Genomic DNA, 23,273 nt, shown 5'->3' on the forward strand with positions numbered 1-23,273 from the left:
CCCGGGTAAACCGATCACCGCAGAAAGCAGCCCGGTCTTATAATCCCGCTGCGGCCCCCACCGGTGGGCGGCGCAGCGGTCGCAGCCCTCGCCATTTTCATCTTCTTCTCGGTCTCGACGCAGGCGTTTCTGACGCCTGCCGGTGTGGCCACCTGGCTCTATTCAGCTTCGCTATTCGGCATCATGGCCGTCGCGGTTGCACTGCTCATGATTGGCGGCGAATTCGACCTGTCCGCCGGTGCGATGGTCGGCACAACGGGACTCGTTGTCGGGATCGTCACGACCGAGTGGGGCATCAACATCTGGCTTGCCCTCGTCCTGGCCCTGGCGATTGCCCTGGCCATCGGTGCGGCGAACGCTTTCGTTGTCATGAAGACGGGACTGCCGAGCTTTATCGTGACGCTCGCCACGTTCTTCATCCTGCAGGGAGTGAACCTGGCCGTCACGAAGATCATTACCGGTACGGTCTCGATTCAGGGCATGAGCGCCGTGCCCGGCTTCGATACCGTCAAGGTATTCTTTGGTTCCTCGTTCAACCTGTTCGGCATGGACGTGAAGATCTCCATCGTCTGGTGGGTAGCCTCAACGGTTCTCGCAACCTGGATTCTGTTACGTACCCGCTCGGGCAACTGGATCTTCGCGGTCGGGGGACAGATCACGAGCTCGCGCCAGGTGGGCGTACCGGTGATGAAGGTCAAAATGGGACTGTTCATGACCACGGCCGGTGCTGGTTGGCTCGTGGGCATGTTGCAGTTGTTCGATGTGTCCACGGTGCAGGCCACGACCGGAATCGGCCAGGAATTCATCTACATCATATGCGCCGTGGTCGGCGGATGCCTGCTGACCGGCGGTTATGGGTCGGCCATTGGTGCGGCGCTGGGAGCCCTCATTTACGGAATGACCCTGCAGGGAATTGTGTTCGCGCAGTGGGATAATAACTGGCTCAAGGCTTTTCTCGGCGGGATGCTGCTGCTGGCCGTGCTCGTCAACCTCTATGTGCGCCGCCAGGCAGGAGTTCGCTCATGACGCACGCGGAAGCATCCTCTGCCCCGCCCATTCTTGAAGTTCGAGATATCGGCAAGACCTACGGTTCCATTCTGGCGCTGCAGGGCGTGTCGGCCTCGGTCGGTGTCGGTGAGGTGCTCTGCGTTCTGGGGGACAACGGTGCCGGCAAATCGACCTTCATCAAGATTCTTTCCGGGGCTCACGTGCACACCCACGGCAAGCTTCTCGCCTACGGTGTCGAACGCACCTTTGCCAGCCCCCGCGAGGCCCTGGATCTTGGCATCGCGACGGTTTACCAGGACCTTGCCGTTGTTCCACTGATGCCGGTTTGGCGAAACTTCTTCCTGGGCTCGGAACTGACCCGCGGTTTCGGTCCGTTCACCCAGTTGGACGTGAAGGGAATGCGCCGGATCACCAAGGAAGAGCTCGCCAAGATGGGCATCGACCTGCGTGATGTGGACCAGCCGATCGGTACCCTGTCGGGTGGTGAACGACAGTCGGTCGCCATTGCCCGAGCCGTTTACTTCGGAGCAAAGGTCGTCATTCTTGACGAGCCGACCTCTGCTCTTGGCGTCAAGCAGGCCGGCGTGGTGTTGAAATACATCGCGCAGGCCCGTGATCGCGGTTTGGGCGTGGTGTTCATCACTCACAACCCGCACCACGCTTATCCCGTCGGTGACCGTTTTCTATTGCTCAAGCGCGGCACGAGCCTGGGCGGTTTCAAGAAGAGTGAGATCACCATCGAGGAGATGACCAAGCTCATGGCCGGCGGAGCAGAACTCGACGCTCTTGCGCACGAGTTGGCCCGCCCCTGAACATCGCTCATGGCACGAAAATCTGGCCGTCTGACCCTGCGGGGTTGAGGCGGCCAGACGTCGTTGCGCTGCCGAAGGGGTCTACTTTTCAACCAGGGTCACTTCGAAAGAGTAGAGGTCGGGGCGGTAGCAGTGTTGGCCGAATTCGACCGCGCGGCCCGAGTTGTCATAGGCGGTGCGGTCCATCGTGAGCAGGGCGGAGTTCTTCTCGACCTCCAGCAGAACGGCCTCTTCGTTCGTGGATTTGCGGGCACCGATGTGCTGGCGGGCCACCCGCATCGTCACACCGCGCGAACGCAGCACTTGGTAGAGGCCGTGAATGACGAGATCATTCGGTGCGATACCGATGAAGTCCTCGGGAAGCCAATTCTCCATGACGGCAACGGGAACGTCGTCGGCCAGGCGCACGCGCCGAATGTAGAGCGTGGGGCTGCCCTCGACCACTCCGAGACGCTCGGCTGTTTTCGCATCCGCTACCCGGTTTTCCAGAGCTAGAAGGTGGGTTGAGGGAACCTTGTGCGTGTTGGTGAGGTCGTCGTAGAGACTCGTCAATTCGACCTTGCGGGTCACTTGGCCGTGCACGACCTGGGTGCCGATGCCGCGTCGGCGCACGAGCAGACCCTTGTCGACGATTTCCTGGATGGCGCGGCGCACGGTCGGGCGGCTGAGGCCCAGCCGTTGGCCGAGGGCAACCTCGTTTTCCAGCCGTGACCCGGCGGGTAGTTCACCGCTGAGAATTGCCGTCTCGATGCGTTGGGAGACTTGAAAGTAGAGCGGAATCGGCCCGGATCGTTCCAGATCCATGAACAGACCCATGGGTAGGGTTTTTTCTTCCTGCACGCTCATGCGACCCTCCACTGACAAGCCAATAGCTTTGGCCAATTGTTAAGACAATATCAGGTCATACCCTGAGCTGTCAGTAATTCAGACGCCGAGGCGGGCTACCGAGGCGACAGCGGCGCGAACGGATGCCGCTGCTTGGGCCACCTCCTCCGCCGTCGTGCCATTACCCAGCGTGAACCGGACGGCTGTCTGGGCCACGTCGGCCGACACCCCCATCGCCGTCAGTACGTGCGACGGTTCGCTGCTTCCGGCCGCGCAGGCGGACCCGCTCGAACAGACAATGCCGCGCGCTTCGAGCTCGAGCAGCACCGCCTCGCCGCTGGTGCCCGCAAAGACAAACGACGCGGTGCCCGGCAACCGTTCGGTCGGATGGCCGGTGAGGCGGGCGGAACTGGTTTCGCGCAGCACCGTGCTGATGAACGCATCGCGGAGCGCACCCGTGCGCCGGGCTGCTTCGGCTCGTTCCTCGCCGGCCAGGCGCAGGGCCACGGCCAGGGCGACAGCGCCGGCAACGTTTTCGGTGCCGCTGCGTTTGCCGCGCTCCTGGCCGCCGCCGTGCAGCAGGGGCTCGATTGGGAGTCGCCCGCGCACAAAGACCGCTCCGATTCCAGGGGGAGCCCCCAGCTTGTGGCCGGACAGGCTCAGCGCGTCCACTCCGAGTGTGCTGACGTTGAGGTCGAGCCAGCCGCCGGCCTGCACCGCATCGGTGTGGAACGACACGCCCGCAGCGTGGGCGATCGTGGACAGTTCGGCGACGCGCTGTACGGTGCCCACCTCGTTGTTGGCGTAGTGCACCGAGACGAGCGTGCTGTCGGTGCGCAGCGCGTGGGCCAGCTCGGTGGGATCGACGTGGCCGAAGGCATCCACTGGCAACAGGGTGACCTCGAAACCGTGCAGCCGGCGCAGGTAGTCGCACGATTCGAGCACGGCCTCGTGTTCGATCGGTGTGGTCACGATGTGGCGGCCGCGCGGGGTGCCGAGGGCGATGCCCTTGATCGCGAGGTTGTCGCTTTCGGTGCCGCCGCTGGTGAACGTGACCTCACCCAGGCGGCAACCGAGCGACCGGGAGACACTGCGCCGAGCCTCCAACAGCGCGGCGGCCGCCGCCTCGCCGACCTGGTGGTGGCTCGACGGGTTGCCGAAGCCGCCGGTGAGGTGCGGCCACATGGCCTCGAGCGCTTCGCGGCGTACCGGGGTCGTCGCGGCATTGTCCAGATAAATCATGTGTCCAGAGAGATCATGTGTTCAGGGGGCTCGGAGGGCAGGCGCGAAACCGGTCGACGCGTTGACGCGGATGGCAATGTCGAGCCCCAGGTCGAGTGCGCGCACGCTGTGGGTGAGCGCACCGACCGAGATCACGTCGACACCAGATAGCGCAATGTCACGAACCGTCGCGAGCGACACGCCGCCGCTCGCCTCGACGATCGCGCGACCGGCGACCTGCGTCACGCCGGCCCGCAGGTCGTCCGGGCTGAAATTATCGAGCATAATCGTGTCGATGCCGGCCGCGAGCACATCTTCGATCTGGTCGAGGCGGTCGACCTCCACCTCGAAGTGGGTGGTGTGGGAGAGTTGGGCTCGCACCGCGCGCAGTGCCTCGGTGAGGCCGAGCGGTCCGGCCGCGAGCACGGCGAGGTGGTTGTCCTTGGCCATGACGGTGTCGGAGAGGCTGAACCGGTGGTTGTGCCCTCCACCATCGCGCACGGCCTGCCGTTCGAGGGCGCGCAGCCCCGGGGTGGTCTTGCGGGTGTCGACGATGCGGGCCTCGGTACCGACCGTCTCGGCGACGTACCGCTTGGTGAGTGTGGCGATTCCGCTCATTCGCTGCACGAAGTTGAGGCCGATACGCTCCGCCTGCAGAATTCCGCGGGCCGGGCCGGTCACCTCGGCGAGCGTGGCGCCGATGTCGAAGTGGTCGCCGTCCGCCACGAACTGGCGCACCTCAATGCGGGTGTCGGTCAGGGCGAAGGCGGCAGCGAACACGGCGCCGCCGCTGAACACGCCGGGTTCGCGAGCCTGGAGCCGGGCCGTTGCGACGGCGTCTTGGGGAATGAGCACGGCCGAGGTGAGGTCGCCCCAGGGAGCGTCCTCATCGAGGGCCGCCTGCACAACAACGTTGACGGAGTGGTCGGTCAGCATGCGATGGCCTCCTTGGCCGGTGCGAGTTCGAGGTGACGAGTTTGCGAGCGGGAACAGGCCAGCTCGGGACGGGTCTCGGCGAAGTCCGATCGATAGTGCGCGCCGCGAGATTCTTCGCGGGCCAGCGCGGCGGCCACGAGCAGGCGGGCGAGATCGAGCAGGTTGCGGTCTTCGAGGGCCGCGACCGAAGTACAGGTGGCTGGCGGCGCGGCCCACTCGGCGAGCGTGCGGGTGGCCTGGGTCAGGCCGACGCCGGAGCGGTGTACTCCGGCGAATTCCCACATGAGGTTCTGAAGCACAGTGCGGTCGACGAGGGGTAGGTCGTGTCGTTGGTCGAGCTTGTCGAGACCATCGATTGTGGTCTCGACAACTTCAACCAGCGGTTGGGTGGTACCGACCAACTCGACCAACGGGTGCGTTGCTGGCTCGTCCGACGGGAAAAGCGCGAGTGCGCGCACCGCGCGGTCGGCGAACACGGCCGCCTCGAGCAGTGAGTTGGAGGCGAGCCGGTTGGCGCCGTGCGCTCCGGTGCGGGCGACTTCGCCGACGGCGAAGAGCCCGGTCAGGCTGGTGCGGCCCCAGGTATCTGTTTCGACGCCGCCCATCCAGTAGTGCGCGGCGGGGGCCACCGGAATCGGGTCGACGGCCCAGTCGAGGCCCGCCGCCCGGCAGGCGGCGGTGATGGTGGGAAACCGGGTTTCCAGCAACTCACGCCCGAGCGCGGTCGCGTCGAGCAGCACCGGGGCGCCGTTCTGCCGTTCCATCTGGCCGGCGATGGCGCGGGCCACGACGTCGCGCGGAGCGAGTTCGGCGTCGGGGTGCTCGGCGAGCATGAAGCGTTCGCCGCTCGGGCTGCGCAGCACGGCACCTTCGCCCCGCACCGCCTCTGACACGAGCGGCGTGCTCGGCACAGCGAGGGCGGTTGGGTGAAACTGGTAAAACTCCAGATCAGTAACGGATGCCCCGGCCCGCCATGCCGCCGCCACTCCGTCGCCGGTCGCGACCAAAGGATTGGTGGTGTGCGCGTAGAGCGCGCCGGCGCCGCCGGTGGCGAGGATCACAGCATCGGCGTCGAGGCTCTCCTGCGCACCGTTCGGGCCGAGCACCCGGGCACCACGGATGATAATGTCATCGTCGTTGTCTGAGTCGACCAGCAGGTCGACGAGCATGGTGTGCTCCCGTACCTCGATCGCGGTGCGGCGTCGCACGGTCGCAACGAGCGCCGCTTCGACCGCAGCCCCGGTCGCGTCGCCGCCGGCATGCACGACCCGTGAGCGGGAGTGCGCCGCTTCGAGCCCACGGGCCACGCCCGACTCGTCCCGGTCGAAGTCCACCCCGAAGCGAATGAGGTCGCGCACCCGCGCCGGACCTTCTTCACACAGCACCCGCACGGCCGCCGGATCGCACAATCCGGCACCGGCACGCAGCGTGTCGAACACGTGCGCGTCGACTGAGTCGTCACGAAACAGGGCTGCGGCGATGCCGCCCTGCGCGTAGCGGGTATTGCTCTCCGGCAGCACCGACTTGGTGACGAGCACGACGCGGTGGCCGGCATCCGCTGCCCGCACTGCGGCCAGCAAACCGCCGAGGCCGCTGCCGATGACGAGGATCGAAGCCATGTCAGGCGCCGACCAGGAGCGGCGGCCGGGCCGCCAGCATCCGCTCGAGGGCCACCCGGGCGTGCCCGGCAACATCGGCCGACACCGTGATTTGATTGAGTACCTCGGTCGGCTGTTCGCCGCCGCCGACGAGTGCTTCGAGTACCCAGGCCAGGTAGCCGGCGTGGATGCGGTACATGGTGGAGCAGGGGCAGATCACCGGGTCGAGGCAGAAGATCTCGTGCTCGGGGTGCTGGGCGGCGAGTCGATTCACGAGGTTGATCTCGGTGCCGATCGCAAAGGTCGTGCCGGCCGGTGCGGCGGCGATGGCCTTCGCGATGAAATCGGTGGACCCGGACGAGTCGGCGGCGTCGACGACCGCCATCGGGCATTCCGGGTGCACAAAAACCCGCACGCCCGGGTGGTCGGTGCGGGCGGCTTCGATCTGCGGCACGGTGAAGCGGCGGTGCACACTGCAGAAGCCGTGCCAGAGCACAACCCGGGCGGCATCGAGTGCGTCGACCGTGTTGCCACCGAGAGGCTTGGTCGGGTTCCACATCGGCATCTGGTCAAGAGGAACGCCCATGGCCCTGGCGGTGTTGCGGCCGAGGTGCTGGTCGGGAAAGAACAGCACCCGCTGGCCACGTTCGAACGCCCACTCCAGCACGATCTGGGCATTCGACGAGGTGCAGACGATGCCGCCGTTCGCGCCGCAGAAACCCTTGAGCGCGGCGGAGGAATTCATGTACGTGACCGGAATCACCGGAACCCGGCCGGAGGCATCCGATGCCGTGCCGTAGAGCTCTTCGAGCTGCTCCCAACACTCGGTGACCGAGTCGATGTCGGCCATGTCGGCCATGGAACAGCCGGCGGCGAGGTTCGGCAGAATCACGGCCTGGTCGGCGCCGGAGAGCAGATCGGCGGTTTCGGCCATGAAATGCACGCCGCAGAACACGATCGCGACGGCGTCGGGGCGGCTCTGCGTGGCCTGCGCGAGTTGAAAGGAGTCGCCGACGAAATCGGCGTGGCGCAGCACCTCGTCGCGCTGGTAAAAGTGGCCGAGAATGACCACCGAGTCACCGAGAACCTGTTTCGCCTCGACGATGCGGGCACTCAGTTCCTCCGGTGAGGCGGCGCGGTAGCGCTCCGGCAGCGCGCCCTGACGTGGGGAGCCGGCCGGAAGCACATCGCCCATCGACGAACCTGGCCCATAACCGGGCGTACCGGCATCAAACTCCCACGGCGGTGTCGCCAGGGCCGGGCTGCAGGTGCTGCCGGCAGCTCTGCCGGTGCCGATGAGACGGATGGTCGTCTGGACCGAGGGAATCGTCATGGCCGTGCTCCTTGAAAAGTGCAGAGAGGTGAGAAATGAAGAGGGTGAAATGGTGCGAAACAGTGAGTCAGAGCGTCGGCCCAGGTGGTTCGTGCTCGGCGGCCCGATCGTCATAGCGGAAGAGCCGGGCGGGGCGATGCCGCGCCCCGGCCACGTGTTGGTCGGTGCTGATCAGGCTGCCCGACGACTCGATCGACCGGCGAAAATTGGCCGGGTCGAGGGCCTTCTGCAGCACGGCCTCGTGCACCTCCCGCAGCTGAGCGAGGGTGAACGTATCACCGAGAAAAGCGTGTGCGATGCGCGCATATTCCACCTTGGTGCGCAGCCGCCAGAGGGCGTATTCGACAATGCGGTTGTGGTCGAAGGCCAGCGGCGGCAGCTGGTCGGCGGCGAACCAGCGCACGTTTTCTCCAACGGATGCTCGCTCCGCGACCTCGGATCGCACGAGCGCCCAGTACACGACGGAAACCACACGCAGGTCGGGGGAGCGGTCGATATCGCCGAAGGTGTACAACTGCTCCAGATAGCGCGGGGACAGTTCGGTCGTCTCGCGCAGGGTGCGGGCGGCGGCTGCAGCGAGTTCTTCGTCGGCCGGTAGCCAACCGCCGGGTAGCGCCCAGAGGCCGAGGTGCGGGTCGCGGGTGCGGCGCACGAGCGGCAGCCACAGCGTCTTCAGGCCCGACTCGTCGTCGGGACGCAGGGTGAAGATCACGGTCGAGACAGCCAGGGTCGCTCGGGCGCTGCCGTGTTCGAGCGGGCTCTGCTCGGTCAGGTAATGTTCCAGCACGGGGATCCAGTCGTAAAGGTCGGAGTGACTCTAACTGCTGGAGCAATCATATAGTCAAATTGACTCAAACACCCGGATGGGACGAAATTCAGGCTCCCCGTGCGGCCGCGGCGGCCGCACGGGCGCCGGCCCGGCTGATACCCATCCCGGTCACGCCCCACAGTGTGACCCGGGCCATCGCTTCCACAGCGATGCGCGGACTCATCTTGGACGACCCGCGTACCCGCTCGACAAAGGTGATCGGCACCTCGACGACGCGGAGGTTGGCGCGCACGGCGTGCAGCAGCATCTCAATCTGAAAGCAGTAACCGAGGCTGTCCACGCTCGAGAGGTCCATGCGCTCCAGGGCGCGGGCCGAGTAGACCCGGTAGCCGCCGGTGGCGTCCCGTTGCGGAAGGCGCAGCAATAGCCGGGAGTAGAGGGATCCGCCGCGGGAGAGTGCACGCCTATGCCAGGGCCAATTCTCGATGGCCCCGCCGGGCACCCACCGTGACCCCATGACCACGTCGGCCGTGTTCGCTGCCGCCAACAGGCTCGCGAGCTGCTCGGGCAGGTGGGAGCCGTCGGCGTCGAGTTGCACCAGTTGGGTGTACCCGCGACCGAGGCCCCAGCCCAAGCCGTCGAGGTAGGCCGCACCGAGACCGGTCTTCGCGGTGCGGTGCAGCACGTGAACGCTCGAATCCCGGGCCGCAATGGCGTCGGCGAGAGGGCCGGTGCCGTCGGGGGAGGCGTCATCGACGATCAGGATGTGCACGAAGGGCACACTGGTGCGCAGCCGATCCACAATCGAGGCGATGTTCTCGGCCTCGTTGTAGGTCGGTACGAGCACCAGGGTGGTCGGCACGGGGTCGGTGGGCACGGGGTTGATGGGCACGGAGTTACCTCGTCATTTCAATGATGCGGGTGCGATTCACCAGTGTCGTCTGGTCGACGTGGAATCCCTGGCGCGCGAGCGTGTGGACGTCCGTTTCTCTGCGCGAATCTCCGCTTCCCGAGTATTGCAGCAGCCAGATCCGGTCGAGGCCGGTAAGAGTCGGCAATACCGCGGTCAGCGGTGCGACTTCGTCCCAGAGCCAGCCCGTGTCGGCATAGGACCGGGTCAACGTCACGTCCTGCAGGCCGAGGAACGCGTCGGGGTACACGTGCATGGCCAGCCGTGGCAGGCGCGAGGGTCGCACGCTCTTATCGAACACGACGCCGTCGCCGGGCGCTGCCCGGGCGGCGATGATGTCGGCGACCTGACGCCAGTCGCTGCCCTCGTTCTTGCCGTAGTCACCCCGTTGCACGGCGTAGGCGGGCACGATTACCGCCACGAGCGCCACCACGGTCGCGGCACGCAACCAATGGTTGGCGAGCGCCGCCACGCCCACGGCGATCACGATGCCCACCGCCGGTGCGCACAGTGAGAGGTAACGTAGCGAATACATCGGGGTGACCAGCTGGGTGCCCACGAGCAAAATTGAGCTGGGCAGCACCAGCCAGGCCAGAAAAATTGTCAGTCCGGCGGGACCAGGCAGCCCGGCGGACCTGCGCGCGCCGGGGCGCCGCAGAAATACTGCGATCACCGCCACAGTGATGAGCGACCAGGCCGTGATCGCCACCGGAATCGTGTCAAACCACTGCATCACCGCCGCCTCATTCACCGTGACCGTTGGCCGACGGCCGATGAACGCGATTTGTTCCCGTTGCGCCGAGCCCGCCAGAAAGATAGGGGCAGCAAGCAGTAGCCCGAGCACGCTCGCGGCGAGCCAGATCGCCCAGATGCGCCAGATCGGATGCCGACGGCCAGCCGCAAGCACCACCACCGCGTGCACTGGAAGCAGCAGAGCAAGGAAGAGAAAGACGTAGATTCCCAAGGCGAGGAGAATCGAGTATCCCCCCCAGAGCAGGACTTGCCGGCGCCGACGCGAGCTACTGCTGCGCACCGCGTGCACGAGCAGGATCGTGAGCCAGACACCGATGGCCGTCGCGATGGCGGTCGATCGAGCCTCGGCGCCCATGTAGGTGACCCGGGGCAGAATGGCAAAGACCAATCCGCCACCGATGGCCACCCGTGCCCCCATGAAGAACCGTGCCAGGACGACCGTACCGGCAGCGGCGACACCGATCGCGATCGCGCTCGGCAGTCGGGTGGAGAGCTCGGAAGCGCCGAACAGGTCGATCCAGCCGTGCAAGAACAGGTAGTACAGGCCGTGCACAGCATCGACGTCGTCGAGCATGCCAAACAGCGACGGGAGCGATCGTTCGGCCGACATGATGCTCGCCGCTTCATCGCCCCAATACGACGGCTGCCAGGACCACGCGAACGACACCAGAAACGCCACGAGTGCCACAAGCCACGCCGAACGCCCGGTCAACAGATTCCGAAAACGGCGTCCGCGGAGCACCGGAGGTGCCACGAGGTGCGGAGCGATAACGGAGGTCACCTAAGTCAACCTACCCAGCAATTGTTAACGGGAGCCTTCGAAACCCCCCCGAGTTGCCTGCGAAGACCACGCCTTACGCTGGTCGGCACCGGTATCGGCGCCCGTATCGGCGCCGGCAGCGAGCGGCCAGCTAGGCTTTTGCCATGACTCCCGGCCTTGAACCAGACGAATTCACCCGCGATGAAGCCAGCGCGGTCGGCGTGGCCGTCGCCCAGTTTGCCCCGGGACCCGATCGGGCGCGCAATCGCGGTTTTATGCGTCAACTCGCCGCAACTGCGGCGGCGCGTGGCGCCCACCTCGTCGTCTTTCCGGAGTACTCGGCGTTTTTCGAACCGAAGCTCGGGCCGTCGTTTGTGGCCGCAGCCGAACCGCTCGACGGCGTGTTCGTGACCGCGCTCGCCGCGCTCGCCGCCGAACTTGGCATTCACATTGTGGCCGGCATGCTCGAAACGACCGCAAACCCGGCCCGGTTCTCGAACACCCTCGTCGCCGTCGATCCGACCGGGCAGCTCGTGGCGACGTATCGCAAGCTGCACCTCTACGACGCGTTCGGCGACCACGAATCAGAGTGGGTATTACCCGGCACCGTGAGCGATCCCGAAATCTTTGACGTCGGCGGCCTGCGGGTCGGGCTGCAGACCTGCTACGACATCCGCTTTCCCGAGGTCACCCGTCGGCTCGTCGATGCCGGCGCAACCCTCGTGCTCGTTCCGGCCGAATGGGTTCGCGGCCCGCTCAAAGAGCAGCATTGGCAGACCCTGCTCACCGCCCGGGCACTGGAGAACACTGTTTTTGTGGCCGCCGCCGATCACACACCACCGATCGGCGTCGGAACCAGCCTGATCATCGACCCGATGGGGGTTGCGCTGGCCAGCCTCGGTGAGAACGCGGATGTCGCGGTCGCGTTCCTGACGCCCACCCGCGTCACCGCGGTGCGCGCCGTCAATCCGGCCCTCGCGCTGCGCCGCTTCACGGTCATACCTCGCTGAGCTGGTCAGCGTTCGGTGACGCTGGCCTTGGTCGCGCGAGTCTGGGCGGCCGCCCGAATGCCGATGGCCGGTTCCACCTTGGGCGGCACATTGGCGTCAACGGTAGCGCTTTCTTCAGCGGTGACGACGAGGCCTTGGGAGCTGTTGGCCGAGCGGGTCAGCTGGGCAACCCAGTTGGGGTTAAGGGTCGGCGTGTGGCCGCCGGCGAACTTGAAATACAACGGAATTGCCGGGTGCAGCCACGCCGAGCTGCGTCCGTCACCAACGACGGCTGCATCGCGCCAAGACAGGAGAAAGCTCTCACCGCGGCGCAGCTTCTGAATGATCACGAGCTGCAGGTGTGCCAGCATTCGGTCTTCGAATTCCACGACGACACGGTCGTAGGTGAGAGAACCCATGATTGCCACTTCCATTTAGTTATGATCGTGCGCTGAGTGAGACCACTGAGGCCGGAACGAATGCGAAGTTCGCACTTTTACGCGGAACCGGGTACTGCTATTCACTGTCCTCCGTTTGGGGGACAAACACAAGGATTTCAGAAAGTATCCAGCAGAGGCGTGGTCGATTTGGTCGGCAGGGGAACGGCGAATTCGAGCCGGAGGAGCACCTCGAGGGGTCGTTCGATCTGACCGAAGTGCCCGGCTCCCGCGATCGTGCTGACCACACAGTGCGACACGACCGCGCGCAGCCGTGCATCGTCATTGACCGTGACGAATACGTCGCGGTCACCGTGTACCGAGCGCACGGGGCAGCTGATCTGCGCCCAGCGCGTGGCTGCGTCGTAGGCACCGGCACGGGTGGCAGCCAGAACGAAGGCGGCCGGGCGCACCTCGGTGCCGAGGGCTGCGATCACGGTCGCGTCGACCGCCATCGGGCGGCTGAACAGTGAAGCGACGAGGGCTCGCAGCAGACCGAGTCCCGCCACAGTCCGCACCAGGCCGCGGCCGAGTGGGCCGGCGACCCGCAGCATCCGCATGGTCAGGAGTAGCGCCGTGAATGCGGGCAGCACCGAAAAGTGGCGAATCGGGTGACGAACGCTGTCTTGGATCGAAAACGACGTGGCCGAGACCAGACCGACGGATGTCGTGGCGCGCGTCTCGCTCGCCGCCAGCTGCAGCGCGACGAACCCTCCCATGGAATGGCCCACAACGTTCCAGCGCTCGTAGCCGAGGGAGCGGGCCACGTCGGCGACGAGCTCGGCCATCGACTCAACACTGGGCGCAGTCTCGTCGGAGGGAAGGGGGGAGTCGCCCCACCCCGGAAGGTCGGGGATGATGAGGTCGGTCAGGTCTCGCGCGGTCGCCTCGGCGGCCTGCAACAGGGGTGTCCAAGTCGTCCACGACCCGGCGGCACCATGCAACAGAATGGTCGCTGTATCGCTCGTGCTGCGGCGACCGTGCCGCACGACAACCGTTCCGCCCCTGAGGCGCATGGTGCTCGTGGTGAGGCTGAAGTGGCGAGCGTCGGCGTCAAGGGGAAACGGGCTGTAGCCGAGCACGGTGGCCGGTGGTGCCGGCTTCGGCGGGGCGGGTGGCGGGCCGGGCTCCGGTGAGTCCAGGCCGCCGAGGGGTGCCACGGAGTGGGTTCGCGTCGCTGGTCGGGAGATCAAGGTGCGCATGGCAGTAGTTCGGTGCCGCGGCCTAACCGGATTGCCTGGCCGGATTGCCTGGCCGGATTGCCTGACCGGATTGCCTGACCGGATTGCCTGACCGGATTGCTCGAGGTGGCATCGAACGCGAAGCGGCACGGCGTGTGCAGCAGATTAACAGGCAGGAATATCGCTCGTCTCGTGTCCGTTGCCGCCTACAGTGACCAGGAACTCCCTGGTGCCGCCCCCACGAACGTGTCCGGTCCGACTGACCGGCTGTCTTTTGAGAAAGAAGTGCCCGTGAAACTCTTTTCCCCGCTGAACCTGGGCGACCTCGACCTCCCCAACCGTCTCGTCATGGCGCCTTTGACCCGCATCCGCTCCGGCCAGTTTGGTGTTCCCGGCGAACTCGTTGCCCTGCACTACACGCAGCGTGCCTCGCTCGGCCTGATCGTGAGTGAAGGCACTTACCCGAGCCACGCCGGCCAGGGCTTTCCTGGCCAGCCCGGGCTCGTCGAGCCTGAGCAGCTGGCCGGGTGGACGGCTGTCACCGATTCGGTACACGCCGCCGGCGGTCGCATCGTCGCCCAGGTCATGCACGCCGGCCGCGTCACCCACGAAGCAACGAACGGCGGGTTCCCGGTCGTCGGCCCGAGCGCGATCGCCATCAACGGCACGACGCGCACCTACGACGGCAAGCAGGACTATCCCGTGCCCCACGCGCTGACCGCCGACGAACTGCCCGGCATCATTGCCGAGTTCGTGCTTGGAGCCAGGAATGCCATCGAGGCCGGTTTCGACGGCGTCGAGCTGCACGGCGCCAACGGCTACTTGCTGCACGAATTTCTGTCACCGGCCTCCAACGTGCGCGACGACGCCTTCGGCGGCTCCCCCGAGAAGCGCGCCCGGTTCGTCATCGACGTCGTGACCGCGGTCGCCCTGGCGATCGGCGCCGACCGAGTGGGCCTGCGCATCTCACCCGAACACAACATTCAGGATGCGCTCGAAACGGATGTCGACGACCTCACGGCCACCTATGGTGCCCTCATCGACGGGCTAGCCCCGCTCGGCCTGGCCTACCTCAGCGTGCTCCACGCCGATCCGAGAGGCGATTTCGTGCAGCACCTGCGCGCCCGTTTCGGTGGCGTCTTTCTCGTCAACAGTGGATTCGGCGCCATCACCGCGCGCGACGAGGCCCTCGCCCTCGTGCGTGACGACGTTGCCGACGCCGTTGTCGTCGGTCGTGCGGCCATCGCCAATCCAGACCTGGTGCGCCGCTGGCGCGACGATCTGCCGGTGAACGAGCCCAACCCGCTCACCTATTACACCGACGGCGCCGAGGGCTACACCGACTACCCCGCGCTGGCCTCCTGAATTGATCGGGTCAGGACCCGGGCAACGCGTCCGGGCCTGATCCGAGCCGACCTGATCAGGCCCGGCCCGGCCCGACCGTGCAGTGTCTCGACCGTGATGGCTCCCGCCTTCGCTCGCATCCGCTGGTTGAGCTCGTCGAAACCGCAACGCGTCCGCAGGAGCCTGGAGTATTTGCCGGGGATCGCGCAGCTACCGGCGCGACAACGCGGCCAGTTGCACCGACGCCTGCTCGAGCAGTTCGACCTTCTTGCAGTAGGCGAACCGCACGAGCGGCGCATACTCGGCTCGGTGGGCGGGGGAGCAGAATGCTGCGATCGGCACCGCGACCACGCCGGCCAGCTCCGGCAGCCGCCGGCATAGTTCGGCGCCATCCGAAAAGCCGAGCGACGTCGCATCCGCCACGATGAAATACGAACCCTGCGGAACACTGATCGCGAAGCCGGCCGCGCGCAGCCCCGTGACAAGCACATCGCGTTTGTGCTTCATGTCGGCGGCGATTGTCGCAAAGTACGGATCGGGAAGGTCGAGCCCGACGGCGATGGCCGGCTGAAACGGAGCCGCATTCACGTAGGTGAGGAACTGTTTGACCGCGAGAATTGCTGTGACGATCGGGGCGGGCGCGCTCAGCCAGCCAACTTTCCACCCGGTGAGGCTGAACGTCTTACCGCCCGAGGAAATGGTGACCGTGCGCTCCCGCGCTCCGGGCAGCGTCGCGATCGGAATGTGCGGCGCCCCAAAGGTAAGGTGCTCGTACACCTCATCGGTGACGATGATCGCGTCGTGCTGGTGCGCGAGCTCCACGATCAACTCGAGGGTCTGGCGGGGCAAGACCGAGCCGGTGGGGTTGTGTGGATCGTTCACGATGATCAAGCGGGTACGGTCGGTGACGGCAGCGCGAAGAGCGTCCAGGTCGGGCTGAAAGTCTGGGGCACGCAGCGGAACGGTGCGATGGATGCCTCCACCCAAGCCGATCAGACCGCCGTAGGCGTCGTAAAACGGCTCGAAGGTGACGACCTCGTCACCCGGCTCGATCAGCGCCAGAATGGTCGCCGCGAGTGCCTCGGTCGCTCCGGCCGTGACCAGAATTTCACTGCCCGGGTCAACGGTCAGGTTGTAGAAGCGCTGCTGGTGCCGGGCGATCGCTTCCAGCAGGACCGCCTGGCCGCGACCCGGCGGGTACTGGTTCACCCCGTCCGTGATGGCTTGGCGCGCCGCCTCGAGCACGACGGCCGGCCCGTCTTCATCGGGAAAACCCTGGCCCAGGTTGACGGCACCGGTGCGCACCGCGAGGGCGCTCATCTCGGCGAAGATACTCGCCGCAACGCTGCCATCGGCGGCGAGAAGCCCGGCCCCTCGGGCCGTGCGTCGCCAGGCGCCGGAAATGGTCATCGTCTGATCTGCACGTGTAGATTCCTGCATGCAACAAAACTACGACATCGGAAAGGTCTCGGCATGATCATTGAATGCTCTCAGAGCGTACATATCGAATGTTCAGGTTCGGGGGCAAAGCTGGCAAAGCTTGGAAGGAGCACCCGATGACCGACAACACCAAAGATTCCGGCACTACCCCCGATCCAGCCGATGATGCCGCCGCTTTTGCCGTGAATGAGTCAGGCGAGACAACTCCACCCACTTCCCAGGCCACCCCGCCGGCGACACCATCTGCACCGCCCGCGCAGCCGTTCGATGCGCAGCCGGTGGACGCTCAGCCGGTGGACGCGCAGCCGGTGGACGCTCAGCCGGTGGACGCTGAACCCGCCGTGCCGGTCGTGAACGCACCGATCATGCCGGCGGCATCCGCTGGAGAGGGCCAGCCGGACCAGGCCCAGACCGTCGCCTATCCGACTGACGCCTTCGGTCGCCCGATCGAGACCGCCACCGAGTCGACCTCGGCCTACGCTCCGAACGTCGCGCCGCAGGCCTACGCGACCGCGAATACGAACCCCGTGAATTCCTACCCCGCGAATTCCTATCCCGCGGATGCCTACCCCGGGCAGCCCTTCGCCTCCAGCAAGACGAAAGAACAAGGACGCCGTAAGGGCAGTGTCGCGCTGATCGCGGCGCTCGCCATTGGCGCCCTGGTTGGCGGATCGTCCGGCGCCGGCATCACCGCCCTCATGATGGGCGGCCAAAACAACGGCGTTCCGGTCAGCCAGACATCGGGCCCCAGCAACGTCGTGGTCAATAACACGAAGAGCGTCAACCAGATCACCGCCGTTGCCGCCAAGGCCTCGCCGAGCGTCGTGACCATCGACGTGTCGAGCAGTTCCTCCGGCGGTACCGGTTCCGGCGTTATCCTCACCGACGACGGCTACGTGCTCACCAACACCCACGTGGTCACCCTCGACGGTGCGGCCTCCGATGTGAAAATCGAGGTCAAGAGCAACGATGGCAAGCTGTACACCGCCACCCTCGTTGGCACGGACCCCATTTCTGACCTCGCCGTGATTAAACTGACCGACGCGAGCGGGCTCACCCCGATCACCTGGGGAGATTCGTCTAAGCTCAATGTCGGTGACAACGCCATCGCCATCGGCGCTCCGCTCGGCCTCTCCGGCACGGTCACCGACGGAATCGTCAGCGCTCTCAACCGCAGCATCACCGTCGCGAGTTCGGCCGCCCCGACCTCGCCCGACGCCACCACGCCCGACGGGGGACAGAGCCAGAACCCGTTCTTCTTCGACTTTCCCAACCAGGACGGCAAGCAGTCAAAGGGAACCCAGAACGCCACAGCTAGCATCGCCCTCCCGGTGATTCAAACGGATGCCGCCATCAACCCGGGCAACTCAGGTGGCGCCCTGCTCAACGGCAGCGGTGAACTGATCGGCATCAATGTGGCCATCGCCAGTGCCGGCAGCAGTTCCTCATCGTCGGCCGCCGGCAGCATCGGAGTTGGATTCTCCATCCCGTCGAACTTCGCCAAGCGCATCTCCGACGAGATCATCGCCAACGGAACGGCCACGCACGGTCTGCTCGGTGCGAGCGTCAAGGACGCGTCAAGTTCGACCAGCAGTACCGTTGGAGCCCTCATCAGCGAGGTCACCTCCGGTGGCGCCGCCGAAAAGGCCGGTCTGGCCGCCGATGATGTCATCACCAAATTCAACGGTGTGCCGATCACGGATTCGATCGACCTCACCGCCCAGGTGCGCGTGCTCTCGGCCGGTGGAACCGCCGACCTCACCTACGTGCGGGACGGCAAGTCGGTCACCGTCTCGGTCACGGTCGGCGAGCTCTCGCGCTAACCGCTCGCTCCTTCCCGACAATCGCGTCGCCGGCTCTCCGGCGGCGCGATCGTGCGTGTGGCACCGGGCGCTCTGTCATTTCGCGGGCTGGTAGGCTCGATCGTCCTACCCAATAACCGGAAAGCTGGCCAGCCAGGTGCACCAACGTGGTGACGGATTTCTTCCCGGGGTGTCGTATGTGATGCCCGTGCTCAACGAGGCGACGCACGTACGAGCCGCCGTCGAGAGCCTGCTGGCTCAGGATTATCAGGGACCGTTCGAGGTCACCCTGGCCCTCGGACCGAGCATTGACGGCACGACCGAATTGGTCGAAGAAATGGCCGCCGTTGACGCCCGCATCCGCGTCGTGCCCAATGATGTCGGGTCGACTCCGGCCGGCTTGAACATTGCCATTCGTGCGTCCCAGTATGCCGTTGTCATTCGCGTGGACGCACACTCGGTGCTGCCGCCCGAGTATGCCCGCATTGCCGTCGAGACACTCGACCGCACCGGCGCCGATAACGTCGGCGGCATCATGGACGCCCGCGGCATCAGTTCTTTCGAACGGGCCGTAGCCCGCGCCTATGGCACGCGCATCGGCCTCGGCGGTACGCCGCACCACGTTGGTGGGGCGGAAGGCGCCGCTGAAACCGTGTATCTCGGATGTTTTCGTACCGAGAGCATCCTCAAGGTCGGACTGTTCGACGAGGGTGTGAAACGCGGCCAGGACTGGGACCTCAACCGGCGCCTCCGGGAAGCCGGCGGTCTGGTCTGGTTCACGCCGCAACTTCGCGTGCTCTATCGGCCGCGGCCGACCCTGGCCCAATTGGCTCGGCAGATGCTGTCGACCGGGCTCTGGCGCGGTGAGCTGGCCCGGCGTTATCCGTCGGCCAACGGCATCCGCTATTTTGCGCCTCCGGTCATGGTGCTCGGTGTGGCTCTCGGACTGATTTTCGGCCTCGGCGGCCTCGTGCAGCTGGTGCTGGGCGCCCCGCCATGGCTGCTGCTGGGCCTGATCGTTCCCGCCGGATATCTGCTCATCGTCGTTGCCGCGACCATCGCGGTGGCTCGACCAGGCGGATTTCGTTCGTCCCTGCATTTTCTCGTAGTCTTGCCCTGCATTCACTTCTGCTGGGGGGTCGGGTTTGTGCTCGGCTACCTGAAACTCACCAGCAACATCACGGCACACACGGGAAGGTGAGCAGATGACCAGTTCGCCGAATACCTCACATCGGCGCCCGGCCCGGCCGGAGTCGATCGCCCAGCTGCGCGCGGTGGCCCAGCCGCCCGAAGTGCGCCTGCGCGCCAACGCCGAACACTGGACTGCGAGCCTCTACCTGCGCCACCTGTCACCGTACCTCACCTGGATGCTGCTGAAGACCCGCATCTCCGCCAACGGCGTGACCGCGCTCATGATCCTGGCCGGCTGGTCGACCGCCGCAGCCCTGCTGATCCCCGGAATCTGGGGCGCCCTACTCGCTCTTGCGCTCAGCCAGGTGCAGATGCTCATCGACTGCTGCGACGGAGAAGTGGCGCGGTGGCGTGGTACGTCCTCGCCGGCTGGCGTGTTCCTCGACAAGGTCGGGCACTATTCCACCGAGTCGCTCATTCCCATCGCCCTAGGGCTTCGGGCAGCCGCGTACCCGTTCGAGTCGCCCGCAGACTTTCTCTGGACCAGCCTGGCACTGCTGCTCGCCCTGATCATCGTGCTGAACAAGGCGCTCAACGACATGGTGCACGTGGCGAGGGCCAACGCCGGCCTCACCCGCCTCGCCGACACGCACGGTGAAAAGACACCGACCTCGAGCACGATCGCGCGGGTGCGTCGCCTCGCCCACTTCGTGCCGTTCCACCGGATCTACCACTCGGTAGAGCTGACCATGGTGATCTTCGCCGCGGCCGTCCTTGGGCTGTTTCTCGGGCAGCCGCTACTAGACCGCGCCGTGCTCGTTATTCTCGTACCCCTCGCGTTCCTTTCGCTCATCGGCCATTTCGTGGCTATCATGGCGTCCAAGCGTGTCCGTTCCTAGGGCATCCGCCGGCATTCCGACGGTCGGTGTCGTGGTGCTCACCCAGGGCACCCGGCCCCAGGATCTCGACCGGGGCATCCGCTCGGTGCTGGCGCAGCAGGGCGTGACGCTTGACGTGGTCTGTGTCGGCAACGGCTGGCAGCCGACCGGACTGCCGTTCGGCGTGCAGTCGCTCGGGCTGCCGACCAACCTGGGCATTCCGGCCGGCCGTAATCGCGGGGTGTCGCTCGTTACCGGCGAGTACGTCTTCTTTCTCGACGATGATGCGAGCATCCCCGACCCGCTCTTTCTCAGTGAAGCTATCGTCCAACTGCGTGCCAACCCGACCATCGGACTGCTCCAGCCGCGGGTCGAGGACCCGACCGGTTTGGAATCGCCCCGGCGGTGGATTCCCCGCATCCGCAAGGGTGAGGCCACCACGCCCGGACCGGTGTTCTCGGTCTGGGAGGGCGCCGTGCTGCTGCCGCGCGCCGTTTTCGACGCGACCGGCGGCTGGGCCGAACCGTTCTTCTACGCCCACGAGGGCATCGAACTGGCCTGGCGGGTCTGGGACCAAGGCCGCGTCGCCTGGTATGCAGGAGACCTCGTGGCCAACCATCCGGTGATCCTGCCGACCCGGCACGCCGACTACTACCGATTGAACGCCCGCAACCGAGTCTGGCTGGCCCGTCGCAACCTGCCAGCCCTGTTTGTGCCGCTCTACGTGGGCTCCTGGACGGCTATCCAGGTGCTGCGCTGGGCGTTGAACAATCGACCGGCCCTGCACGCATGGTTCGGTGGCTGGCGCGAAGGGTGGCGCAGCGATCCGGGACCGCGGCATCCGCTTCGAGCGCGCACGATCTGGCGGATGACCGTGGCTGGACGCCCGCCGATCATCTGATGGCAGGTAGTCTTGATCGGTGGTAATTCGGAAAGACTTCAAGCGTGCAATCAAACTGGTCAGAAATGTTGTGGCTTCTCGCAAAGTCCAACACAAGCTGCGCGGCCCGCTGGAATCGCGTGAGCTGCGCGAAGACAATCACTTCAAGATCGCCATCTACTTCGCCGATGGGCCGGTCAACATGTACCAGATGCGGCAGTGGTACCAGCCCCTCGCCACACTTGCCCAGACCTGGCCGGTTCTCGTGCTCAGCCGCACCGGCGGCGGCACCCTCAAACTCATGGACGAGGCGCCGATTCCCGTGGCCTACGCACGCTCGGTGCCGGAACTCGAGCGGATTGTCGCCGAGCAGGATATCCGCATCGTGTTCTACGTCAACCAGAACCCGCGAAACTTTCAGATGATGCGCTACGGACGCTGCTGGCACGTTTTCATCAATCACGGTGAGAGCGACAAAATGTACATGATCACCAACCAGTTCAAGGCCTACGACTATTCTTTTGTGGCCGGTGATGCCGCCCTCTCGCGACTCGACCGGGTGCTCTGGGACTACGATTTCGACAAGCGCGCCATCAAGATCGGACGCCCGCAGGCCGACTACTTCAGCGGTGAGTTGCCGTACACGCCCGACGAACGCCAGGTCGTGCTCTACGCCCCCACCTGGGAGGGCGACCGGGCCGGCGCCGCCTACGGCTCGGTCGCGACCCACGGAGTTGCGCTCGTCACCGCCCTGCTGGCCACCGGCACGCACCGGGTCGTCTACCGACCGCATCCGCGCAGCGGAGTGGCCGACCATCTTTACGGGGCCGCCAACAAGACCATTATCGCGGCTATCTCCGCGGCGAACGCCCGCGATCCGCGTGCGCAGCACGTGTACGACTTCGGTCCAGACCTCGGCTGGCAACTGGCAGCAGCGGATGTTGCCATCGTCGACATCTCCGCCATGGTCTACGACCGGCTCGCCACCGGCAAGCCGCTCATCATCACCCGGCCGGCCAACCCGACGGCCGTGATCGACACGAGCGGCTACCTCTCCGACTGCGAGTGGCTGCCCGTCGAGCAGTCCGCCGACATTGTGGCTGCCGTCGAACGGCTCACCCACGATGATGGCGCGATGCAACGCCTGCAGGGCTGGGTAGAGCGCTACTTCGGCGACACGACCCCCGGCGTCGCGACGGCACGCCTGCACACCGCCGTGCAGCACCTGATGGACGAGTGGGATCGGTTCGCGGCCGTGCACGACGCGGACATCGCGATTGTGCCCGATCCGGCAACGATCCCGCCGGGCGAGCTATAGCGTCTGGTCCTGCACGGGCGCCGGCAGGGGCGCAGCCGGAAGGGATGTGCGTCGCCGCTTTTCTCGCACGGTGATCTCTCGAACCCGTGGTTCGAGGTCCGGTTGAAAACCGGTTGGCGCCGAACCGAACGCGAGACGTGAGGAGTGTATGACCTTGTTGCCCAGAATGTGGTTTCCCGCCCCGCCGATGACCGCTCCGATGCCGAACGGCAGGGCCTTGCCGAGCAGGCTGGCACTGCCGCGGGTGGCGAACTGTCGCAGAAATGCGCTCTTGAGTCGGTCGGTGAGCGGGCCGAGAATCGCCCGGGGGAGGCTGTTGGTGATGACCTCACCCCAATAGGCGTTGCGCGCTGTTCCCGAGCCGGTCACCTGACCGGCGAGCTGTCGCACCAGGTCACTGCCCTCGCGGCCGAGCATCATCGTCATGACGAGTGCGCGGGCCCGGTCAGGGTCTTCCACGGCGATCCCGTGCACCTCGCTCACCGACTGCGTGAACAGCGCTGTGGCCTCCAGAAAACCGGCAGTCTCCACGCCCGACAGCGCGAGGGTGATTCCGGTGCCGACGCCGGGAATGACCGCGGTGGCCCCGACAGCGGCGCCCCCGGTCGTGACCGCTGCGAGGTAGCGTTTTTCCAGGATGCGCACGATTTGTTCGGGGGAGGCGTAGGGATTGCGACGTCGGATGCTGCGGATATGCGCGAGCACGACGGGGCGGTGGATGGCCAGAACCCGATCGAAGCCCTTGACGAAGCCGGTCGGCAGCGCGCCGCCCTGCGGGGTACCGCCGGTCGATGACAGCATCGGTGTGCTCTTCCTTGCCATATCTCGCCTTCCTCGCGCCCGTCTGGTTGAGTGTACGGGGTGCACCGGGGCGCGCGCTGGGCCGCGCGCGGCGCCGGGCGGGTACGAATACTAACTTTTTGCAAATGTACACCCGCTAGTCAAGAC

21 protein-coding genes are annotated in these 23,273 nt (G+C 65.9%); 9 read left to right on the forward strand and 12 right to left on the reverse strand.

Features of this window, described 5'->3' with window-relative positions:
• Positions 1 to 63: 63 nt before the first annotated feature.
• Complete coding sequence (locus tag LH475_RS02550; protein ID WP_297412791.1) at positions 64 to 1,026, forward strand: ABC transporter permease; 963 nt, start codon at positions 64 to 66, stop codon at positions 1,024 to 1,026.
• Positions 1,023 to 1,820, forward strand: coding sequence for an ATP-binding cassette domain-containing protein (locus tag LH475_RS02555; protein ID WP_196844565.1), 798 nt, complete (start codon positions 1,023 to 1,025; stop codon positions 1,818 to 1,820). The genes LH475_RS02550 and LH475_RS02555 overlap by 4 nt, the downstream gene beginning before the upstream one ends.
• 81 nt (positions 1,821 to 1,901) lie before the next feature.
• Here LH475_RS02555 and LH475_RS02560 read toward each other — a convergent pair whose 3' ends face one another.
• From LH475_RS02560 to LH475_RS02595, 8 genes are all read right to left on the reverse strand, one after another.
• Complete coding sequence (locus LH475_RS02560) at positions 1,902 to 2,666, reverse strand: GntR family transcriptional regulator (protein ID WP_297412792.1); 765 nt, start codon at positions 2,664 to 2,666, stop codon at positions 1,902 to 1,904.
• A gap of 78 nt (positions 2,667 to 2,744) precedes the next feature.
• Entirely contained in the window at positions 2,745 to 3,887 is a 1,143-nt protein-coding gene (locus LH475_RS02565) for a cysteine desulfurase family protein (RefSeq protein ID WP_297412793.1), read from the reverse strand.
• 21 nt (positions 3,888 to 3,908) lie between these two features.
• Positions 3,909 to 4,802, reverse strand: a complete 894-nt coding sequence (nadC, locus tag LH475_RS02570; RefSeq protein ID WP_196844563.1) for a carboxylating nicotinate-nucleotide diphosphorylase — start codon at positions 4,800 to 4,802, stop codon at positions 3,909 to 3,911.
• On the reverse strand, positions 4,796 to 6,421 hold the full coding sequence (gene nadB / locus LH475_RS02575; RefSeq protein WP_196844562.1) for an L-aspartate oxidase: 1,626 nt from the start codon (positions 6,419 to 6,421) through the stop codon (positions 4,796 to 4,798). The genes nadC and nadB overlap by 7 nt, the downstream gene beginning before the upstream one ends.
• Before the next feature lies 1 nt (position 6,422).
• Positions 6,423 to 7,733: a quinolinate synthase NadA gene (nadA, locus tag LH475_RS02580; protein ID WP_297412794.1), complete on the reverse strand. Its 1,311-nt coding sequence runs from the start codon at positions 7,731 to 7,733 to the stop codon at positions 6,423 to 6,425.
• A 67-nt stretch (positions 7,734 to 7,800) separates the two neighbouring features.
• On the reverse strand, positions 7,801 to 8,520 hold the full coding sequence (locus LH475_RS02585) for an NUDIX domain-containing protein (protein ID WP_297412795.1): 720 nt from the start codon (positions 8,518 to 8,520) through the stop codon (positions 7,801 to 7,803).
• Between the two features lie 88 nt (positions 8,521 to 8,608).
• Positions 8,609 to 9,394: a polyprenol monophosphomannose synthase gene (locus LH475_RS02590; protein ID WP_297412796.1), complete on the reverse strand. Its 786-nt coding sequence runs from the start codon at positions 9,392 to 9,394 to the stop codon at positions 8,609 to 8,611.
• A 4-nt stretch (positions 9,395 to 9,398) separates the two neighbouring features.
• Positions 9,399 to 10,946, reverse strand: coding sequence for a glycosyltransferase family 39 protein (locus LH475_RS02595; protein ID WP_196844560.1), 1,548 nt, complete (start codon positions 10,944 to 10,946; stop codon positions 9,399 to 9,401).
• A 143-nt stretch (positions 10,947 to 11,089) separates the two neighbouring features.
• Between LH475_RS02595 and LH475_RS02600 the strand changes: the two genes are divergently transcribed.
• Complete coding sequence (locus LH475_RS02600; protein WP_196844559.1) at positions 11,090 to 11,935, forward strand: carbon-nitrogen hydrolase family protein; 846 nt, start codon at positions 11,090 to 11,092, stop codon at positions 11,933 to 11,935.
• A 5-nt stretch (positions 11,936 to 11,940) separates the two neighbouring features.
• Here LH475_RS02600 and LH475_RS02605 read toward each other — a convergent pair whose 3' ends face one another.
• Together LH475_RS02605 and LH475_RS02610 are read right to left on the reverse strand one after the other, a co-directional pair.
• Positions 11,941 to 12,348, reverse strand: a complete 408-nt coding sequence (locus tag LH475_RS02605) for an ATP-dependent DNA ligase (RefSeq protein WP_327012169.1) — start codon at positions 12,346 to 12,348, stop codon at positions 11,941 to 11,943.
• A gap of 122 nt (positions 12,349 to 12,470) precedes the next feature.
• Positions 12,471 to 13,553: an alpha/beta hydrolase gene (locus LH475_RS02610; RefSeq protein WP_196844558.1), complete on the reverse strand. Its 1,083-nt coding sequence runs from the start codon at positions 13,551 to 13,553 to the stop codon at positions 12,471 to 12,473.
• Between the two features lie 270 nt (positions 13,554 to 13,823).
• Between LH475_RS02610 and LH475_RS02615 the strand changes: the two genes are divergently transcribed.
• Positions 13,824 to 14,897 (forward strand): alkene reductase, encoded by a 1,074-nt coding sequence (locus tag LH475_RS02615; RefSeq protein WP_297412797.1) that lies wholly within the window; start codon positions 13,824 to 13,826, stop codon positions 14,895 to 14,897.
• Positions 14,898 to 15,086: 189 nt separating this feature from the next.
• Here the strand turns inward: LH475_RS02615 and LH475_RS02620 are convergent, their stop codons facing one another.
• The gene (locus LH475_RS02620) at positions 15,087 to 16,286 is read right to left on the reverse strand and encodes an aminotransferase class I/II-fold pyridoxal phosphate-dependent enzyme (RefSeq protein WP_297412798.1); all 1,200 of its coding nucleotides are present in this window, start codon (positions 16,284 to 16,286) and stop codon (positions 15,087 to 15,089) included.
• 146 nt (positions 16,287 to 16,432) lie between these two features.
• On the opposite strand from LH475_RS02620, the gene LH475_RS02625 reads away from it, so the two are divergent.
• From LH475_RS02625 to LH475_RS02645, 5 genes are all read left to right on the forward strand, one after another.
• On the forward strand, positions 16,433 to 18,139 hold the full coding sequence (locus tag LH475_RS02625; RefSeq protein ID WP_297412799.1) for a trypsin-like peptidase domain-containing protein: 1,707 nt from the start codon (positions 16,433 to 16,435) through the stop codon (positions 18,137 to 18,139).
• Between the two features lie 136 nt (positions 18,140 to 18,275).
• On the forward strand, positions 18,276 to 19,319 hold the full coding sequence (locus LH475_RS02630; RefSeq protein WP_297412800.1) for a glycosyltransferase family 2 protein: 1,044 nt from the start codon (positions 18,276 to 18,278) through the stop codon (positions 19,317 to 19,319).
• A gap of 4 nt (positions 19,320 to 19,323) precedes the next feature.
• Positions 19,324 to 20,148, forward strand: a complete 825-nt coding sequence (locus LH475_RS02635; RefSeq protein ID WP_196844554.1) for a CDP-alcohol phosphatidyltransferase family protein — start codon at positions 19,324 to 19,326, stop codon at positions 20,146 to 20,148.
• Positions 20,135 to 21,028: a glycosyltransferase gene (locus LH475_RS02640; RefSeq protein WP_196844553.1), complete on the forward strand. Its 894-nt coding sequence runs from the start codon at positions 20,135 to 20,137 to the stop codon at positions 21,026 to 21,028. The genes LH475_RS02635 and LH475_RS02640 overlap by 14 nt, the downstream gene beginning before the upstream one ends.
• A 70-nt stretch (positions 21,029 to 21,098) precedes the next feature.
• Positions 21,099 to 22,325, forward strand: a complete 1,227-nt coding sequence (locus tag LH475_RS02645; RefSeq protein ID WP_297412801.1) for a CDP-glycerol glycerophosphotransferase family protein — start codon at positions 21,099 to 21,101, stop codon at positions 22,323 to 22,325.
• Here the strand turns inward: LH475_RS02645 and LH475_RS02650 are convergent.
• The gene (locus LH475_RS02650; RefSeq protein ID WP_297412803.1) at positions 22,320 to 23,126 is read right to left on the reverse strand and encodes a hypothetical protein; all 807 of its coding nucleotides are present in this window, start codon (positions 23,124 to 23,126) and stop codon (positions 22,320 to 22,322) included. The genes LH475_RS02645 and LH475_RS02650 overlap by 6 nt on opposite strands.
• Between the last annotated feature and the right edge of the window lie 147 nt (positions 23,127 to 23,273).

Origin of the sequence: Cryobacterium sp., assembly GCF_026786305.1 — a bacterium.
Classification (GTDB): Bacteria; Actinomycetota; Actinomycetes; order Actinomycetales; family Microbacteriaceae; genus Cryobacterium.

Excerpts from the sequence above, each read along its gene's own strand:
- LH475_RS02555 (WP_196844565.1), top strand. The coding sequence starts at position 1,023 with ATGACGCACGCGGAAGCATCCTCTGCCCCGCCCATTCTTGAAGTTCGA.
- LH475_RS02560 (WP_297412792.1), bottom strand. The coding sequence starts at position 2,666 with ATGAGCGTGCAGGAAGAAAAAACCCTACCCATGGGTCTGTTCATGGAT.
- LH475_RS02565 (WP_297412793.1), bottom strand. The coding sequence starts at position 3,887 with ATGATTTATCTGGACAATGCCGCGACGACCCCGGTACGCCGCGAAGCG.
- nadC (WP_196844563.1), bottom strand. The coding sequence starts at position 4,802 with ATGCTGACCGACCACTCCGTCAACGTTGTTGTGCAGGCGGCCCTCGAT.
- nadB (WP_196844562.1), bottom strand. The coding sequence starts at position 6,421 with ATGGCTTCGATCCTCGTCATCGGCAGCGGCCTCGGCGGTTTGCTGGCC.
- nadA (WP_297412794.1), bottom strand. The coding sequence starts at position 7,733 with ATGACGATTCCCTCGGTCCAGACGACCATCCGTCTCATCGGCACCGGC.
- LH475_RS02600 (WP_196844559.1), top strand. The coding sequence starts at position 11,090 with ATGACTCCCGGCCTTGAACCAGACGAATTCACCCGCGATGAAGCCAGC.
- LH475_RS02605 (WP_327012169.1), bottom strand. The coding sequence starts at position 12,348 with ATGGAAGTGGCAATCATGGGTTCTCTCACCTACGACCGTGTCGTCGTG.
- LH475_RS02610 (WP_196844558.1), bottom strand. The coding sequence starts at position 13,553 with ATGCGCACCTTGATCTCCCGACCAGCGACGCGAACCCACTCCGTGGCA.
- LH475_RS02620 (WP_297412798.1), bottom strand. The coding sequence starts at position 16,286 with ATGACCATTTCCGGCGCCTGGCGACGCACGGCCCGAGGGGCCGGGCTT.
- LH475_RS02625 (WP_297412799.1), top strand. The coding sequence starts at position 16,433 with ATGACCGACAACACCAAAGATTCCGGCACTACCCCCGATCCAGCCGAT.
- LH475_RS02635 (WP_196844554.1), top strand. The coding sequence starts at position 19,324 with ATGACCAGTTCGCCGAATACCTCACATCGGCGCCCGGCCCGGCCGGAG.
- LH475_RS02650 (WP_297412803.1), bottom strand. The coding sequence starts at position 23,126 with ATGCTGTCATCGACCGGCGGTACCCCGCAGGGCGGCGCGCTGCCGACC.